Genomic DNA, 18526 nt, shown 5'->3' on the forward strand with positions numbered 1-18526 from the left:
CGAAAACGGCTTTACGATATTTGGCTGGGAACACTAAATGATATAGCAAAACACTTACATTATGGCTCTTATGGATGTATTCACTCATTTTTCTATTATACGCCGCGAGCGGCGGGGAATTAGACCCGAAGAGATTAAAAGCCCCATGGGTATAGACAAATGGCCATCGGAAGGTGGGAAAATCTTCCCTCTTAGTGCTTGGGAGTGCTGGCAGCTCTACCACCGGCTCCAGACCCTAGACATTGAATGTAAATGCTCGCTCCATCAGCTTTTGCCAGTTCGCATCAATGGACGGAATCAACTTTTATAGCTGTGGATTGTCCTGCGACAGGTGGAGGCCTCCCGAGGCTGTTTAATCCCTTGGCTGGAAACCTGTTGGCGGGTATAATCCTTGAGAAAAATTAGCAATCTGAGAGTAAAAAGTGAGAAAGTATGTCAAAATCTGTAACTACCATGGTTCCCTTTCAAGTGGTCGGTCAATTCCTCGGTTTTGTCCTCAAGGACGGATATAAGGTAAAATACCTGAGAATCAGTGTTGATAAACGAGAATATTGGTTTAAGCCCGAAAAAACACTGCGAGACCACATACCTCTCAATATTGCTCTCCACTCATGGCTAAAAGTGACGGGAGAAAGTAGTCTTTATTCAAAAAAGGGAAAATTAAAACTGAGGGTACTAGGGATTGAGCATTTATCCGGGGAAAAAACCCCAGAAGTCACCCCGGCAAAAGCACAAAAAGCCACCGTCTTAATCTGTCAGAAGTCCGATTGTTGGAAAAATGGCGGTGCGAGAGTCTGCCAAAGGTTAGAGAGTGGTTTAGAGGAAAAAGGACTGGGAGAAGCGGTGAATATTAAATTAACTGGCTGTTTAAAACAGTGCAAAAAAGGCCCGAATCTGGTGGTTATGCCCGATAAAAAGCATTATAATCAGGTAGATCCCCAAGATGTCCCCTCCCTGATCGAGCGGCATTTTGCCACTTCTGAGCAAGGGAATAGCCTATCAGTTTAACCGGAAATTTAATCGGCGATCGCTGTTGACAAACGATCTTTTTTGTGTATCAAAGGGACGAAGTGCCTAAAATTGTAATAAATTAGGGGTAGAAAAAGTCAATTCTTGCCTCCGATAATTTATGACTGCTGCCACTGCAACCTTGTTAATTTCTTGTCCCGACCAGATTGGTCTGGTGGCGAAAATCGCTAATTTTATCTACGCTAATGGCGGCAATATTATCCACGCTGACCAACACACGGATTTTTCGGCGGGATTGTTTCTGATGCGGATAGAATGGCAATTAGAAGGGTTTAATTTGTCCCGTGGGATGATCGAACCAGCTTTCGCCGCTATTGCCAAACCTTTGCAGGCTAGTTGGTCTTTGCATTTTTCCGATACTGTTCCGCGTCTAGCTATTTGGGTGACAAAACAGGATCATTGTCTCCTCGATTTATTATGGCGACAACAGGCGGGAGAAATTAGGGCAGAAATTCCTTTAATTATTAGCAATCATCGACAATTACAATCAGTTGCCAATCAATTTGGTATTGAGTTTTATCATCTTCCCATTACCGCCGAAACCAAGATTGAACAGGAAGCCAGACAATTAGAGTTACTGCGGGAATACCGGATAGATTTAGTGATTTTAGCGAAATATATGCAGGTTCTAACCCCAGATTTTGTTAACTTTTTCCCCAATATTATCAATATTCATCATTCTTTTTTACCGGCTTTTGCGGGAGCTAATCCCTATCAACGGGCTTACGATCGAGGGGTAAAAATTATTGGAGCTACCGCCCATTATATCACTGCCGATCTCGATCAGGGGCCGATTATCGAGCAGGATGTGGTCAGAGTTAGCCATCGCGATACCGTAGGAGATTTAATTCGTCAAGGTAAGGATTTAGAAAGGGTGGTGTTAGCGCGAGCGGTACGTTTACACTTGCAAAATCGCGTTTTGGTTTACGCTAATCGCACGGTAGTATTCGCTTAAAATGGGATAAGATGTACTGGACAAAAAAGAGAGCATTGAAGCTTAAAAATTAGGAATTATCGGCGCAATTGACTAAAATAGTAATAGACCAGATCAGAAGGAAAAAATTATCTATGACAACCACATCCGAAGACGTATGGCGACTCTTAGCCGAATTAACTGCCGCTCAAAAAGAAACTGACAAACAACTCAAGGAAGTCAGTCAACAACAGAAGGAGACTGAACTACTATTGAAGGAAGTTAGTCAACAACAGAAGGAAAACGCCCAACAACAGAAAGAAACTGACAAACAACTCAAAGAACTGGGCAAACAAATTGGGGGACTCGGTGCCAAATTCGGCAGCTTTACCGAAGGACTTGCCCTTCCCTCAATGGAAACGATTCTCAGACAACGCTTTGGTATGGAAGTTATCAGTCCCAGTGTGCGAGTCAGTAAAGAAGGACAACACCTAGAAATTGATGTTCTTGCCTATACCAATGGTGAGCTAAATACCGCTTATATCGTTGAGGTTAAAAGTCATGTTAGACAGGAAGATATTACACAATTAAAAAGTATTTTGCAACGGTTTCGCCGCTTTTTTCCTGAACACAAAGATAAAAAACTCTATGGCATATTAGCGGTGGTGGATTTATCCCCAGAATTACGCGAAAAAATTCTGCAAGAAGGGCTTTATGTGGCTCGGATTCATGACCAAGTATTTGAATTAGATATTCCCGATAATTTTCAACCTCAAACCTATTAAATAACCCTGCCTTTAGGAAAAACTTTTTCAGTAAACCTTATTGTACTTGTCCGCGCAGAGCATAACGATCTTTTTCTAAACCGAAAGCGAAGAGAAAAGAATGGCGTATAGTGGGGTTAGAGAGAGTAAAAAAGAGAAAGAGAGCGATAACAGCTAATAATGAGGATAAAGTAAACATAGTTTCGTAGGAAATTGCTAAAACCCCCAGAATTGGACCGGCTAAGGCTGTTCCCACATCAAAACCGCCGACACAGATAGAATAGGCCCGGCCGCGTTCTTGGGGCCCAGAGCGATCGGAGATTAAAGCCAGTAACATAGGGAATAAAATCCCCCCTCCCGTACCTTCGAGGATAGCGGCTAAAATTAAAGCCGAAGGAGATCGGGCAGAAGATAGAACCAACATGGATAAACCATAGCAAAAAACGCTAATAGTGACGAATAAACCCCGTCCATAGCGATCACTGGCTCCTCCCGACAAAATACGTCCGATTACGCCCGATACTGCCGCATAACTGTAGAATACACCAGCACTGAAAGGTATCTGATTTTCGAGGAGAAACAGGGGTAAAAAAGCGACTAAACCGCCGAATAAAGTACCAACCAGCAGAAAAACTAAGGTAGGGACTAAAAAAGCCCGCTCTTGACATAATGCCCAGAAACTGCGCTCAATTGTCGGATTTTCTGCCTTCATTTCCGCTAATTTTTTCTTGAAGTCCGGTTCTTGAATGGAGAAACCCAGGAGAAAGGCGATCGCTCCTGAGGTGGCGGAAACTAGAAATAAACCGTTATAACCGATCGATTCGTAGAGATAACTGCCTAAAGCCGGACCGATTCCCATGCCTATGGGTGCAGTTAAGCTCATATAACCAATTATCTCCCCCCGTTGACGAACGGGGGAAAAATCCACCACTAGGGTACTGTAACCGGTGGTAAAAGCGGCGATACTGAGACCATGGTAGGCGCGGACGGCGAATAAAGAGGAAAGATCGCGAAAAAATAGATAACCGAGGGGTGCGGTAGCGGCGACAATAGTTCCAAATAAAACCACTAATTTGCGACTGCGGCGATCAACTAGATTGCCTAACCAACTGCGCGATAAAATTAAACCGATAGCAAAGGCCCCCATGACAAAACCGATATCTTGTTTGCTACCGCCTAGGGAGTCAATATAGGTGGGGAGAGTGGGGAGGAGAGTGGTAATACTTGTCCAGAAAAACAGCGCCGTGACGAAGAGGAAGAGTAGTTGACGACGAGTCTCGGCAGTAAGCGATCGAAAAGTTTTGAAAGCGTTCACAACAGCGACCGTCACAGGCAACAAAAAGACCCGGAGATCACGCCAGTCACAAGCATCCCGTATTGCTGCTACCTTCCGGTCCTGACAAGGTTAAGGCGTTGCGATCGCATGAGTCCGAGTCTTTTCTATCATAACATCTTTTTCGGGGATACCGGTATTTTTTTTCTGGAGAATTTCCTCTCAATCTAGACTGTGAACGGAAATTTCCTCAACGAGGGGGTTTTTGCAATTGTTGTTGTAGAGAAGTTTCCGGTTTGATCGCCAATCCGCTAAACTGTCGCATTAAGAGTGAAGGACTCTCGCTGGAATCGGCAGCGAGGAAAAATAACCAACGGCTGCCGGGGGTGAGTTGTTCGATGGAATTGAAGTTACTTGTCAACCAAATTACAGGTAAATTAGGCAGATTAGAATTTTTTTGACTAGCTTTTGCGTCTATAGCCGCTAAAGTTTCTAAAATGACCCTTTCCCCCTGAATTAAACCCGTTTCACCGGTCCAGAGTTTCACATTTAATTGCCGACGATGGACATAAAAATAGAGGGAAGCGGCGGCAATAATCGCCCGTTCAAAACTGTCTTCTTGCCAATCACAGAGGGTATCGAGACAGATAATCACTTCCTGTCCTCCCGTCAACACTTCTAATTCCCGAATTTGCAATTCTCCCAAACGGGCGCTAGTTTTCCAGTGAATTAAACGGGTAGAATCACCCTGGCGATATTGTCTCAGGTTACGCGTAAGTCCTTGACTAGCCCTTTGATAATAGCGATTATTCTCTAATGTTTGTTCCATCTCTTGACCGAGGGAATCGATCAGGGGACATTGTTGCAAGGGTAAAACTTGGGGATAAACTAAAGCTTTAGCCGCTGCTTGCTGACAACGACGACACCAAAATAAACCGAGAGGGGCCGCTGTTCTTAATTGTACTTCTTGCCAGTGATAAATACCCCGTTTACTGGTGGGTAAATAATAGGTCCAACGATGGCTACTTTTGGGGGCAATCGCTTCTATTGGGGTTATTTTTGGCTGATTGAGGACAATTGGCAGCATATCTGTCACTTCTAACAGATTTATCGGCTGATTGCTCGTATTTTCTATCTCTAGGCTAATACTAAGATCGTCTCCTGCACTTACGGGTACAATGGCAAGACGACGCACTTTCAGGGGAAGAAGGGAACGACGGGGTAGAATTATCGATAAAATTAAAACAGCGATCGTCGTGCCAGAGATAGCATACAACCATCCCGCCATGGTATTGGTCGCCGCTCCGAAAAAACAGAGGGTAATGCCAATGATTACCCCACCACCGTAAGCGGGTAAAATACCGCGATCTTCTAACCAAGTTTTCATAGGGTTTAATGGTTTTGTCGTCTTTGCTAGAAAGCTAAAAATCAGTCCCACACTTCTATAATTCCCCCAAAAGCCCTCTGATCAGCTAAGGGAGTCCTATCCCTTGCCACTATTGTTATTTTTCTTAACAAAACTTAACAATTGAAGGCAAAATTTTGCTTGCTTTTGTGGGCAGATTTTGGGATAATATTTTTAAAAGAGTTTATTCATAATCGGAATTTAACAGTCGAAGACAAACACAAACATCCCATTATAAAACAAGCATAACCCAAGCCGCCGCTAAAGTCAAGCACTTACTCTAATTATTTTTCGCCTGAAACTTCTAATTCCGTGGTCGGTGGGGGGTTGGGGATATTAGTTAAAATAACAAAGGTTGAAAACCGTGTTTGCGGGAAGCTGCACCGATTTGTTCCATTTTAGGGACGGTAATTTGATTGCGTCCCCAAGAAAAATTAGTTTGCCAACCCTCCAACTCCAATAAAATCGCCTCAGCAAAACAGGCAAACATTTGACGAGAGGGAATATCCATATTAACGATTTTCATAATTTTCCAGTCAATATCGAGGGAATGCTCGACAATGCCGCCCTTAATCACCGAAATATCGGGGGCATTTAACACCGTGCCTAAATTTTTCGGATAACCACCATCAATAATAATACAGGGGCGTTTGAGTTTATCTGGATCAATTTCCACCCCTTTAGGCATACTAGCCACCCAAACAATGATATCAGCCAGGGGTAAAGCCTCCTCTAGGGGAAGAATTTTACCGCGTCCTAACTCCTCTTGCAGAGATTGTAAACGCTCTTGATTGCGTGCCACACATATTAGTTCTTTTGTATTGGTTTTTTCATTTAACCAACGACAAACAGCGCTGCCGATATCTCCGGTGGCCCCACAAACCACGACGGTAGATTGAGCTAAATCGATGCCCATTTTTTCAGCGAGGGTTTCCACCTGAGTGCAGATGACGTAAGCGGTGTGGGTGTTACCGGTGGTAAAACGGCCAAAATCTAGCTCGATATTCCGCACCTGTCGATTATCTTTGAGATTAAATTCCTCGAAAATAATTGAAGAAAAACCGCCGAGTGCGGTGATGTTGATACCACTTTTTTGAGCGAGTGCCATGGCATTTAGCACCTTACGAATAGCAGACTTCACCCAACGATTCGACAACATCTCCGGTAAAAAACAGGATTCGATATATTTCCCTCTGATGGTTTGCCCCGTGATGCTGGTGACGTGAAAATCATCGACAATTTGTGGGGGGGCCGCACACCAAAAATCTAATCCCTGGTTAGCATATTCAGGATAACCTAGATCGTCGGCGACCGATTGGGCGTGTTCTAAACTGGTAAGATGACCTATAAGACCAAACATTGATTGTTCTTTCGTTAGACTAGATGGCACTAGATAAAAATTAGGATATTGCTAAGAAATCGTTAAGACTCTTAAATATAATACACAAAAGAGCCGCTCTGTGTTGAGCGGCAGCAGGGCGAAAAAAAGAAATCTCGACGCTCAAGCTTTAGACAGCAGTTAATCCGTAGGCAGACATTCGCATAATATCACGGGTGCTGAAACCGATATTGCTTAAAGCTTCCCCGTAGCTAATCATGAAGTCTTCCACGAGGGCCTCTTTTTCCATACCGAGGACGCGAGCATCATTCTCGACTTGATTGAGCATTCTCCAGACAATGGGAAGATTAGCGCGATTTGCCGCTTCTAATTCCTCTTTAGCGGTTTCAAAGTTCGCTTTTAGCCATTCTTCGCCAAAATTGAGATGTAAATATTCGTCTTTAACTACGCCTTCAGTAATTTTACGCGCAAAGGGATCAGCAACAGGAATATAAATATTATAGGCAGCGATCGCAAAAGCTTCGATAATCAAAGATTGGATTAATAAACAGGTGACAACTTTACCTTCTGCGTAGGCAATTTGGAAGTTATCGTGCAGAGAGGCAAAGAATTCTCTGGCATAATCCATATCAGGAGTGATTTTCAAATTTTGGCCGCAAGCTTGAAAACCTTTCATGTGACGGTTTTCCATTTTTGCCAGACGGTGTAACTCTTCTTTGTTATCGGCGAGGATGTCTGCTAATTGAATATAATTGCTATTGGCCTCGTATTCGCCTTCAATAACGATGGCATTAATGCGACTATAGGCTGATTTATAGGTTTCGCTGGTGAAATCAAGCTCTGATGATACAGCAAGCTCTGGCATAAACTCGATTGACTCCTATTTCTGACGAGATTTTTCCGACGTTCTTTCCAGTCTAGGGTAAGCTTTCTAGATGGAGTTATCTTTTTACGAGTCTAGCTCGATCGGTCTTTTTTGTATAGCTTGGCTTGAGAGGCTGACTTGCCAAGTTAGCTATAGCGGTTATCTTTTGCCACTGAAAACAAGTTTAGAGGCAATCCCTTCTTAACAGACGAGATTGCCGGCTGTTTGCTCAAACCGTGGCTAAAGATTTCCGGCGCTCGGCCTGTTGTAAGATGGCCCTGGCTGCCTGTTTACCCGATAAAGTGGCCCCTTCCATGCTATCAATGTAATCCTGTTGGGTATAACTACCAGCCAGGAAAAAGTTAGGGATAGGAGTCGCTTGCGAGGGACGATAGACATCCATCCCCGGTGCTTCCCGATAGAGACTCTGGGCCAATTTCACCACACTAAACCAAGTCATCTTTAACTCCCGGGAGGAGGGAAATAACTGATGGACTTGCGCTAAAACGTGCTGGGCGATATCTTCATTTTTAGCTTTAATAAAAGGATCCCCGGGGGTTAAAACCAACTGTAATAAAGAGCCTTCTCCGGGGCGATAATAATCCCTAGGACTGGTGAGAGCAAGATCTGCAAAACAGGAAAAATCCGCTTGGTGGGTGTACAAAAGATTGTCAATTCCCACCGCTTTTTGCAGTTGTCGCCGTTTTTCGGCATCATTTAACTCCGTCACCCAACCGTCAAAACGCAATTGTACCGTGGCGACGGGGACGGCTTCTAGTCGGAAAATATTGTCAAAAATCGGCATTTTCCGCCAATCTTGGGGAATAAGACGCTGAACACCGGGGACATCACCAGCGCAAACGTAGGCATCTGCGGTGATAGTTTCTGTGGTTTCTCCGTTAGCGACGATCAGGCCATTAACTTGCAGATTTTCGCCCTCTCCAGAATAGAGAATTTCCCGCACCTGACGACGGGTAGAGATTTTGGCGCCCCGTGCCTCCAGATAGTTAATAATCGGTTTATGCAGGTATTCGTGGGGGGAACCTTCTAACATCCGCAGGACGGAAGCTTCGGTTTTAGCGGCGAAAAATTGGAAAATCGTCAGCATACAACGGGCCGAGATATTTTCCGTATCGATAAATCCTAAGGCATAGGCGATCGGATTCCACATTTTTTTTAAACTGCCGTCATTACCGCCATGGCTACGAAACCAATCGGCAAAACTAATCGAGTCCAGATCCCGAATCGTTTTCATCGCTCCTTGGAAGTCTATCAGACCGCGGACGATGGGACTGGTACCTAAGGCCAGAGAATTAAAGATTTTATCGGCTGCCGAGAGTTGGGAGGAGGTGAAAAAGGCTTTTAAACCGTTAAAAGGCGCACCTGCGGCGAAACGGAAGTCTAATTCGCCGATTTTTCCCCCTTCGTTGATAAAAGTGTGGGTGTGTTCTTTGAGTAGTAGGGATTGAAAAGCGCCCACTTTTTTCATTAACTCAAAAAGATTATAGTAACAACCAAAAAAGACGTGCAAGCCCATCTCGATGTGATTACCGTCCGCATCTACCCAACTACCGACTTTTCCACCGACAAAGGGACGAGATTCTAAGATTTCTACTGTACAGCCCGCATCGACTAGATCGATAGCTGTTGCCATTCCCGCTAATCCCGCACCAACGATCACCACTCGCATTTGTCAAGTTCCTGTTACAATTTTTCACTAAATCTTTATTTTACCCCGATCGGTCTGGTGTTTCTTGCTGGCGATTTTTTCAGGGGCGCTTGAGAGCGTGGCAGAATAATTGAGAGTTGCACTAGGGAGAAGTCATTTTGAAGCGATCGCTAGAGGGGAGACAGGGATTAATTATTGTCAGTATTATTTGGATATTGGGGATATTAGTCGATAGATTCTGGTTTAGTCTCGATCATACTATTCCTGCTTGGGATCAGGCCGATTATCTCAACGGTGGGATTATCTATACCCAAGCTTTCCAAAATCCGCGCTGGTTTGATGGGGATTGGTGGCGCGGTTTATGGCTAATGTCCCCGAAAATTCCCCCTTTAACCTATCTTTTAACGATTCCCTTCTTTAATCTCTTTGGTATTAGCGTTGATGCGGGTATGTGGGTAATGGCCATCTATAGCGCCCTACTGCTCTTTTCTGTGTATGGATTGGGAATTATCCTCTTTAATGGGACTGTAGCACTCTGGGCGGTCTTAATCTGTCAATTTCTACCCGGTTTATACTATTATCGCCTCGAATATCTCTTAGATTTTCCCTTAGCGGCAATTGTAACGTTTTCTTACTTTTGCTTGACATGGTGGCGATTTAGTGGTCAAGGCTGGCTAAAAGCGATCGCTTTCGGGATTTCTTTCGGTTTAGGGATGTTAGTCAAACAAACCGCCCTATTTTTCCTCTTTTTACCGATTTTGTGGGTATTGGGCGAAAATCTCCGGCGAAAACGTTGGGGCAATCTAGCGCAATTAATGCTGAGTTTTTTGACGGCAGCATGGTTAATGTTTCCCTGGTATCGGACGAATTGGTTATTAATGTTAACTGCGGGCAAACGTGCCACGGTAGATTCGGCGATTTTGGAGGGAGATCCGCCTCTTACCAGTCCAGATGCCTGGACATTTTACGCCCAAGTTTTACCCTATTTTCTTTCTTGGGTATTGTTATTAGTTCCCGTGGTGGGATTATTAATCTCCTTACGTCATAGAAAAACCGAAGATAAGGTTAATCGTCCTGTGTGGATTTGGTTAGGAGTTTTTCTGCTGGGGGGATACCTATTATCATCCCTCAATATCAATAAAGATGCTCGTTATATTTTGCCGCTTTTACCGACTTTATCCTTAATTTTATCCGTTGGTTTATTATCTTGGCGCGGTCGTTTTGATCCCAGTATCCGTTGGGGAACGATAACTATTGCCGCTATCCTCACCAGCTTAAATTTATTCCCCTTGGGGGGAGATATAATTACTAACGTTTTCAGTCCCCAATTACAACACCATCCCTATTTAAAAACTGGTTGGCAGCACGAAGAAGTAGTTAAAGAGATTCTAGCCGATTCTCCCTATCTTCGCAGCACCCTAGGGGTTTTACCTTCCACCCCCGAATTAAATCAACATACCTTCTCTTTCTACGGTGGTAAACATAATTCCCAGGTTGCCGGCAGACAGGTGGGAGTTCGGGAAGAAGATATCGAAAAGGATGTCAATTCTTTAGATTGGTTTTTAACTAAAACTGGTGAACAGGGTTCCGTCCCCGATGTCCAGAAAAAAATTGTTAATCGAGTCGCCACTGGGCCAGATTTCCAAGTGGAGAAAACTTGGCAGCTACCAGATGATAGTACCCTATCCCTACACCGTAAAATAGACCCCTCCGTCACGGTTAACCCCCTTGAAAATGCGCCAAAACGGGTGGAATTAAGAGAGATTGCTATTGCCGAAAAAGCTTCTCCTAATCAACCCATTCCCGTGGTTTATAAATGGGCCGGAGACTGGCAACAATTAAAGTCAGGAATAGTAATTTTAACCTGGCAAGAAGTGGACGGGAAGGACTATTGGATGCACGATCACGGTATTGCTATGGGGGGATTAATGGCAAAAAAATTAACTCCAGAAGAGCAACAAAAGGGTTTTGAAGTCACTGAAAAAACTGCCATGCAGTCGGTAGCAACCCCCGGAGTTTATCGCTTATCTGCTGTTTATCTCAATCGGGAAACCGGGGAAACCTATCCGATTAAAACTAATGCTCAAATTACCATCGATCCTCAAGTTACCAAGTTAGCAACGCCCCAATTAGATTTAGTGACCCAATTGCGCTTAAAGTCTGCTAATATTGGTCAAGGATTAACGGGTATTGAACCAATTTTTGAGTTAACTAATCGTATCAATCAATACGATTCTATTCAGGATTATGTGCTGCAAGCAGACAAGGCTTTTTCCTATCGTTTACAGCAACAAAATCCCCCCGATAAATTATCTTTAGCCTACGGATTAGCAATTTCTAAGGTACTACAACAGGATGTGGCAGGGGCAATAAAAGCCACGGAGGAAATGATTAAAATTGACCCCCATAATCCCTATCATTATGCTTATCAAGGTTTTATTTATCTCTACGATTGGCAACCGCAAGCGGCCCAAAAAGTCTTAGATCAAGCTAGACAATTAAATCCCGATAGTGAGGAAATTAAGACTTTAAATGCAGTGGCTGCCCTGATGGGGGGAAATCTCGTTAAAGCTTGGCAATTATGGCAGTCAAATTAAAATAGAGTGGGAAGTGGGGTGTGGGGTGTGGGGTGTGGGAGGTGGGGGAGTGGGGAAGTCGGGAAGTGGGAAGAATAAATAAAAATAATCTCCTGACTACTGACTACTGACTCCTGACTCCTGACTCCTGACTCCTGACTACTGACTACTGACTACTGACTCCTGACTACTGACTCCTGACTTCTGACTCCTGACTACTGACTCCTGACTTCTGACTCCTGACTCCTGACTTCTAACCCAATGTTGGACAAAGATAAGTAAAAATTATTGATTTACTGCAAAAACTTGAGAATATTTAAATTAACATTCCGCAATATTTATAAATTCTTAAGAATTAATTGAGAAAGATTTTTATTTAACAACGACGTTATGCTGGTAACAGCGATTTGATAGAATTTCATAGTGGGTTGTTCTGTGCTTTTTTGGGCAGCAATGGTTGAAACCGTTGCCACACCTAGAAGGTGATCCTAATTAAGACGGGTAAATCAGTCAATTTCACCCACAACGATGATCTTTTTTTTGTGTAGTTTTATTGCAAAAAAAAAGTTTTTTTGACAAAAAGCAGAAAGTATGATACGAACCAACGTATTTCTGGTTGCGAGTAATTATTGTAGAGAAGGGAGAAGGGAGACGGGAGAGATAGGGAGAATAAATAAAAGCAATCTCCTATCTCCTGAATACTGACTCCTGCCCCCCTGCCTCCTATCTCACCCTTGAGATAACTACTGTAACAACTCCCTGGGATCGGTGACTTCCCCTTTAATTGCTGCCGCTACCACCATCGCCGGACTCATCAACAAAGTGCGACCGGAAGCGGAACCTTGACGACCTTTAAAATTACGATTGGAGGAGGAGGCGCTGATCTGATCTCCCTGCAATTTATCGGGATTCATGGCTAAACACATAGAACAGCCCGCCTCGCGCCATTCAAAGCCCGATGCTAGGAAAATTTGGTCTAATCCTTCTGCTTCCGCCTGTTTTTTGACTCTTTCGGAACCGGGGACGATAAAAGCTTTCACATGGGGGGCCACACGATGACCTTGGGCAAATTTGGCCGCTTCGCGCAGATCACTGATCCGGCCGTTAGTACAGCTACCGACGAAGCAGACATCGATTTTTGTGCCTTTAATCGGGGTGCCGGGGGTGAGTTTCATGTATTGATAGGCTTCCTCTGCGATCGCTCTTTCACTTGCCGGTAAACTTTCGGGAGTGGGAATGACTTCGTTAACCCCGATTCCTTGGCCCGGAGTAATCCCCCAAGTAACTGTGGGTTCGATTTCACCGGCATCGAAGACCACCACATCGTCATAAACCGCATCGGCATCGCTTTTAATGCTTTCCCACCAATTAACCGCACTTTCCCAGTCTTTAGGCGCAAAATCACGACCTTTGAGGTAATCGTAGGTGATTTGATCAGGGTTGATATAACCACATCGGGCCCCACCTTCGATCGCCATGTTACAAATCGTCATCCTTTCTTCCATGGACATCCGTTCAATTGTGCTACCAGCGTACTCGTAGGCATAACCAACACCGCCTTTAACGCCTAATTGACGGATAATATGGAGAATTACATCTTTAGCATAGACACCGGGGTTTAAATCGCCGTTTACCTCCACTCGACGCACTTTTAATTTCGATAGGGATAGGGTTTGGGTAGCAAGAACATCGCGCACTTGGGAAGTGCCGATGCCAAAAGCGATCGCCCCAAAAGCGCCGTGGGTGGAGGTGTGGGAGTCACCACAGGCGATCGTCATCCCGGGTTGGGTTAGTCCCTGTTCGGGAGCGATCACATGAACTATGCCCTGATTGCCGGAACCTATGCCGTAGAAAGGAATATGATTGGTTTGAACATTAGTTTCGATCGCTCGGATCATTTCCTCGGCCAAATCGTCAAGGAAAGGACGCGCCTGATTTTCGGTGGGGACGATGTGATCGACGGTGGCAATAGTCCGTCCCGGAAATAATACTTTTAAACCCCTTTCTCTCAGCATCGAAAAAGCTTGGGGACTGGTGACTTCATGGACTAGATGCAGTCCGATAAATAATTGTGTCTGTCCACTGGGAAGAATCTTAACCGTGTGTGCGTCCCAGACTTTATCGAATAATGTTCTTGCGCTCATTGACTTTGGAATGATAGTCATCTCCCTAATCATATCAGCTAACTCCAGCCGATAAATATTAATTTTTTCTTTTCTCTTGGTTAGTAGGTATAATAGGTAAATAGCTCTGTTTTTGCCAGATTAAGACCATCAGTTTTTGATTGAAATCAACGACTTTCGCTAATAACTATTTGAGTAATTCCTTCTGCTCCTTACCCTCCGTTTCCTATAATCTTTCAAGAGGATTTAGTATAAAATTATCTTGATTTTACCCCAGAAGCCATAGCAATAAAAAATTTATTCTTTTCTTGTCACCGCTAAATTATGCTTGCCAACTCTCCTGTTCAGATAAATTTCTCCGAGAACAATTAATCCTAGAATCAGAGGTAAACTCAGCCATGCGCCTAGGTTTCCTAAGTAGTTAATACTAATAGCAATCAGGAGAGTTACCCCCATATAAATAATTGCTACTTGTGGATGAGACAAGCCAGATTTTTGTAATCTTTGATAAAGGTGACTGCGGTGAGCTTGGAAGATATTTTCCTTTCTTAATAATCGACAAATCAGGGTATAAATAGCATCACCAATCAGAGGTAAAGTGATAGTTAAAGCTGACCAAGCTTGACTTTGATTGCCCTGGGAATTAAGTAAAACCATAGCGACAATTGCCCCCAGACTGGTGCTACCCACATCACCCATAAAAATTTTCGCTGGCGACCAATTCCAGAAGAGAAAACCGCCTAAGGCCGCCACTAAAAGCCATAAAATTGGTTGCTGAAAATAGAGAGCGAGAAACCCTAATTGTACCGCCGTACAGCCAGCCACCAAGCCATCGAGACCATCCATAAAATTATAAAAATTAATCATTGCGGTCAGGCCGATAATTGTGACAATAATAGCCAAAATTTTGCCGCCAAAACCCAAATCTGATAGCCACGATTGGGGAAAAGCACCGAAAAAAGTGACCGCAACACTAGCGGAGGATAACTGGACTAAATAGCGAATACTAGAGGGAATACCGCGACGATCATCGAGAAGGCCGATAATAATTAAAGGAGTCAGGGATAACCACAGGGGAATAAGAGGTAGGGAAGGAGAAAGGAGAAAATAACTGAGGCCGCTGGTCAGAGCAAAAGCGACGACAAAACCGAGTCCACCCCCCCTAGGTGTGGGTTGACTATGGCTGCTACGCTCATTGGGAATATCTAACAATTGTTGGCTAAAACGTTGTTTAATCAGGGCAACCACCAGAAAACTAATCAGAAAACTGATGACTGAGAGTAGGGGTAATAACATAGGGATTTTTGCGCTCAGATTAATTATCGATCCTACGCTGTTCGGTGACAAAAAGTGCCGATATTGCCATCGTGGTTTTAGTCAGTGTCAGCATCCCACTTCCAAAGCTAAGGCACTCTGGGGTTTGGGGAATATGATCAGCAATTTTAGGTTTAATCTACTCTCGATCGCTTTTCACCTGACTGATGCGACGAACGTTTAAAATATCGCTCATTAGCTTAATTTGAGTAACACAGCGTTCAAATTGTTGCAGGTCTTTTACTTCAATTTTCAGGGAAATTAAAGCGGGTTTACCGAAATTAGTCTTAACTCCGGCATTGCGAACGTTAATATTTTGGTCACTTAAACGAGAGAGAATATCTTTTAAAACCCCGACGCGATCGATCACTTCAATCTGAATATTTACCGGATAAGTTGGATAACGTCCCTGGTCATCTATAGGATTCCAACTAACAGGAATTAAGCGTTCAGCTTCGGCTTTTTCCACATTCGAGCAGCCCTGACGGTGAATAACAATACCTTCCCCGGCGTGGGCGACTATACCGGTAATATTTTCTCCTGGTAAAGGACAACAACAACCGGCTAAACGATAGACTAATCCCTCCACACCGGCGATCGGTGATTTACTAACGGGTAAAGCCCTTTGAACGGGAGAAGGTGGTAGAATCAATTGGGAATCAGTCAGGACATCGGGCGGATTTTTAGCTGTTAAAATTTCCTGTTGATTTTTAACTGCTTCTTGCAGACGATTAACCACATTTTTTAGGGTAACTTCGCCGTAACCTAAGGCCGCCAATAAATCATCTACTGCCACATAATTGCACTGTTTAGCCACCGATTGCATTCGTTCTGATTTCAGCAGGGCATCGAAGCCAGTTTTACCTAATTCTTTCTCTAATAAATCACGACCTCGGCTAATATTTTCTTCTCGGCGCGATTTTTTGTACCATTGCCGGATGCGATTTCTGGCGCTAGGAGTAACGACAAAATTTAACCAATCTAAACTAGGATGACTATGCTTGCTGGTGAGAATTTCCACCAGATCACCATTTTGCAAGGGAGCATCAAGAACTGACCATTTACCATTAATTCTTGCCCCTTTCATCTGATTACCTACTTCGCTATGAATATGATAGGCAAAATCTACCGGTGTCGCACCTTGGGCGAGGGCTACCACATCACCTTTGGGGGTGAAAACATAGATATCTTCTTCAAAGAAATTATTTTTGAGGCCATCCATGTATTCTTGGCCATCTTTAAGGTCTTTTTGCCAGTCGAGCAGATTACGCAGCCAAGCGAATTTTTCATCCGCAGCGGTTAAAGTTGTTTGACTAGAACCGGTTTCTTTATACTTCCAATGGGCTGCAATCCCGTATTCAGCAACGTGGTGCATTTCTAGGGTGCGAATCTGCACTTCTAGGGGGCGGGCATTTAAACCAACAACGGTGGTATGGAGGGATTGATAACGGTTAGCTTTTGGTAAACCGATATAGTCTTTAAAACGGTTGGGAATCGGGGTAAATTGGTCGTGAACTACGGCTAAACAACGATAACATTCCTCTTTAGTTTCGACGATAATGCGGACGGCGGCGATATCATAAATCTGCTCGAATTCTTTGCCCTGATTGTGCATTTTATGATAGATGCCGTAGAGATGTTTGGGGCGACCCTGTAAATCAAGAACTTTTATGCCAATTTCTTGCAATTTTTCCCGCAATGTGTTAGTGACGGTTTCGATGCGGGCCTCTCGATCGATGCGTTTTTCCGATACCAATAACTGTACGGTGCGATAAGCATCGGGTTCGAGGTATTTAAAGCATAAATCTTCTAATTCCCATTTAAATCGCCCAATCCCTAAACGGTTAGCCAGAGGAGCAAAGATTTCTCTAGTTTCGAGGGCGATGCGTTGCTGCTGTTGCGGGTTAAGGTGTTCGAGGGTTTGCATATTGTGCAGGCGATCGGCTAATTTGACCACGATGACGCGGATATCTTGAGCCATCGCCAGGAACATTCGGCGAAAATTCTCCGCCTGCCGTTCAGTTTTGCTAGAAAAGTTGAATTTGGAGAGTTTTGTCACCGCTTCCACCAAATTACGCACCTCGACACCGAATCTATCCTCGATTTCCTCGGGGGTGACTTCCGTATCTTCCACCACATCGTGAAGGAATCCCGCCGCGATCATTGCCCCATCACCCCCCAGATCTCGCAGTAATCCCGCCACGGCTATGGGATGGGCGATATAGGGTTCCCCGGATTTGCGATACTGCCCCTCGTGGAGTTTGTGAGCGAAATTAAAGGCCCGACAGATTAAACCGCTATCGGGATTCTGGGGGTCGTTTTCGTAGGTAATCAGGCATTCTTTCAGCCAATCGGGTAAAACTAACGCTTTTTTCGGTTCCGTGTCCCGGGGAAGGACGGTGAGGGTTTCTGGTTGGGTGGCAGTGATGGCGTTCATGGTTAGATCGGGGGGATAATAGGGGGGGGGTGGAGACGGATAACTAGAAAATTATTAGGCCGAAGGGATGCCAGATTACTTAACTCTCTAACACTGGAATCGGATCGATCGGCGAAAAGGGCGGGATTCTTTTAAGTTTTTGTCTCTGGTCGGGAGGAGGACTTGCAACCGTGACGGCAAATCGTTAATCTTATGTAACAAATTCTAACGCGCTTTGTATTGGATGCTACCGACAAATTACCATCAAGCCTACAAATCTTTGTTAAGAAAACTGGAGGATTTCAGTCTTGCCCTTCTGGATGGGGATGCTTCCACGGGGTTACAATCTTTTCAAGCTTTACAAACCTGTCTAGAAGGGGAGATATTGTCACTAAATGATGACAATTTTAGCCCAGAGGTGGCTAATCGTTGGCGCACGGTCCAGACGGAACTATATCGATCGTGGCGATTGCTGGAGACGGACTGGTTATTTTTGGCCTCAGCGCGGCAAGGACGGGAGAAGCGTTTACGGATAATTAGCGAGCGAGTGGCGACTTTAAAGGGGTATTGTCGGGTTTTGTTAGGGGAAGTTGTCGATTAGTAATTAAATGCTCGATCGCCGTTTGTGTGGCATACTTGACCCTAAGTAGGTAGGCGTTAAAAATTATCAGATGCCCCCCTTATTAAGGGGGATCCCCCCCCTATCGGCACCCCCCTTATCAAGCTATCCCTTATAGGGATCTTTCTTAACAATTTTTGCAGTAAGCACTCCAACCCTTATCCTGACTTGATTTCAGTTTTTTCTTTGTCAGTAAGGGTGTCAACAAGGAATATTACAAA

At 44.2% G+C, this 18526-nt stretch carries 14 protein-coding genes, 1 other RNA gene and 1 pseudogene; 6 read left to right on the forward strand and 10 right to left on the reverse strand.

Translation table 11 applies throughout. The features are described from left to right. A pseudogene (locus IM462_RS19325) lies at positions 1–88 on the reverse strand (IS200/IS605 family transposase); the annotation flags it as partial. 57 nt (positions 89–145) lie between these two features. Here IM462_RS19325 and IM462_RS21130 point away from each other — a divergent pair. The 4 genes from IM462_RS21130 to IM462_RS19340 all read left to right on the forward strand — a co-directional run bounded on the left by IM462_RS21130 (position 146) and on the right by IM462_RS19340 (position 2727). Further along, positions 146–310 (forward strand): Asr1405/Asl0597 family protein, encoded by a 165-nt coding sequence (locus IM462_RS21130; RefSeq protein WP_353847948.1) that lies wholly within the window; start codon positions 146–148, stop codon positions 308–310. 122 nt (positions 311–432) lie between these two features. Then, on the forward strand, positions 433–1008 hold the full coding sequence (locus IM462_RS19330) for a (2Fe-2S) ferredoxin domain-containing protein (protein ID WP_287701237.1): 576 nt from the start codon (positions 433–435) through the stop codon (positions 1006–1008). A 121-nt stretch (positions 1009–1129) separates the two neighbouring features. Then, positions 1130–1984, forward strand: coding sequence for a formyltetrahydrofolate deformylase (gene purU / locus IM462_RS19335; protein WP_287701235.1), 855 nt, complete (start codon positions 1130–1132; stop codon positions 1982–1984). Between the two features lie 113 nt (positions 1985–2097). Beyond that, a complete protein-coding gene (locus tag IM462_RS19340; RefSeq protein ID WP_287701234.1) occupies positions 2098–2727 on the forward strand; it encodes a DUF3782 domain-containing protein in 630 nt (209 codons plus the stop codon). Positions 2728–2764: 37 nt separating this feature from the next. Here the strand turns inward: IM462_RS19340 and IM462_RS19345 are convergent, their stop codons facing one another. The 6 genes from IM462_RS19345 to zds all read right to left on the reverse strand — a co-directional run bounded on the left by IM462_RS19345 (position 2765) and on the right by zds (position 9278). Further along, the gene (locus IM462_RS19345; RefSeq protein WP_287701233.1) at positions 2765–4036 is read right to left on the reverse strand and encodes an MFS transporter; all 1272 of its coding nucleotides are present in this window, start codon (positions 4034–4036) and stop codon (positions 2765–2767) included. A 9-nt stretch (positions 4037–4045) separates the two neighbouring features. Beyond that, an RNA gene (ffs, locus tag IM462_RS19350) (signal recognition particle sRNA small type) lies at positions 4046–4142 on the reverse strand. Positions 4143–4229: 87 nt separating this feature from the next. Further along, positions 4230–5366, reverse strand: a complete 1137-nt coding sequence (locus IM462_RS19355; RefSeq protein ID WP_287701232.1) for a DUF58 domain-containing protein — start codon at positions 5364–5366, stop codon at positions 4230–4232. Positions 5367–5724: 358 nt separating this feature from the next. After that, positions 5725–6744, reverse strand: a complete 1020-nt coding sequence (locus IM462_RS19360) for a long-chain acyl-[acyl-carrier-protein] reductase (protein ID WP_287701230.1) — start codon at positions 6742–6744, stop codon at positions 5725–5727. Positions 6745–6892: 148 nt separating this feature from the next. Continuing rightward, positions 6893–7588, reverse strand: coding sequence for an aldehyde oxygenase (deformylating) (locus IM462_RS19365; RefSeq protein ID WP_287701228.1), 696 nt, complete (start codon positions 7586–7588; stop codon positions 6893–6895). Positions 7589–7817: 229 nt separating this feature from the next. Further along, on the reverse strand, positions 7818–9278 hold the full coding sequence (gene zds / locus IM462_RS19370; protein ID WP_287701226.1) for a 9,9'-di-cis-zeta-carotene desaturase: 1461 nt from the start codon (positions 9276–9278) through the stop codon (positions 7818–7820). Positions 9279–9415: 137 nt separating this feature from the next. Here zds and IM462_RS19375 point away from each other — a divergent pair, with 137 nt between their 5' ends. After that, a complete protein-coding gene (locus tag IM462_RS19375) occupies positions 9416–11854 on the forward strand; it encodes a glycosyltransferase family 39 protein (RefSeq protein ID WP_287701225.1) in 2439 nt (812 codons plus the stop codon). A 722-nt stretch (positions 11855–12576) separates the two neighbouring features. Here IM462_RS19375 and leuC read toward each other — a convergent pair. The 3 genes from leuC to IM462_RS19390 form a co-directional block, all read right to left on the reverse strand. Then, complete coding sequence (gene leuC, locus IM462_RS19380) at positions 12577–13977, reverse strand: 3-isopropylmalate dehydratase large subunit (protein WP_271949331.1); 1401 nt, start codon at positions 13975–13977, stop codon at positions 12577–12579. Between the two features lie 276 nt (positions 13978–14253). Further along, a complete protein-coding gene (locus IM462_RS19385; protein ID WP_287701224.1) occupies positions 14254–15252 on the reverse strand; it encodes an MraY family glycosyltransferase in 999 nt (332 codons plus the stop codon). A gap of 157 nt (positions 15253–15409) precedes the next feature. Further along, positions 15410–17707 (reverse strand): RelA/SpoT family protein, encoded by a 2298-nt coding sequence (locus IM462_RS19390; protein ID WP_287701222.1) that lies wholly within the window; start codon positions 17705–17707, stop codon positions 15410–15412. 223 nt (positions 17708–17930) lie between these two features. On the opposite strand from IM462_RS19390, the gene patD reads away from it, so the two are divergent. Further along, positions 17931–18287, forward strand: coding sequence for a heterocyst frequency control protein PatD (gene patD, locus IM462_RS19395; protein ID WP_287701220.1), 357 nt, complete (start codon positions 17931–17933; stop codon positions 18285–18287). Positions 18288–18526: the final 239 nt, after the last annotated feature.

This window comes from Microcystis sp. M144S2 (genome assembly GCF_020246065.1).
In the GTDB taxonomy this organism is placed as follows: domain Bacteria; phylum Cyanobacteriota; class Cyanobacteriia; order Cyanobacteriales; family Microcystaceae; genus Microcystis; species Microcystis ichthyoblabe_A.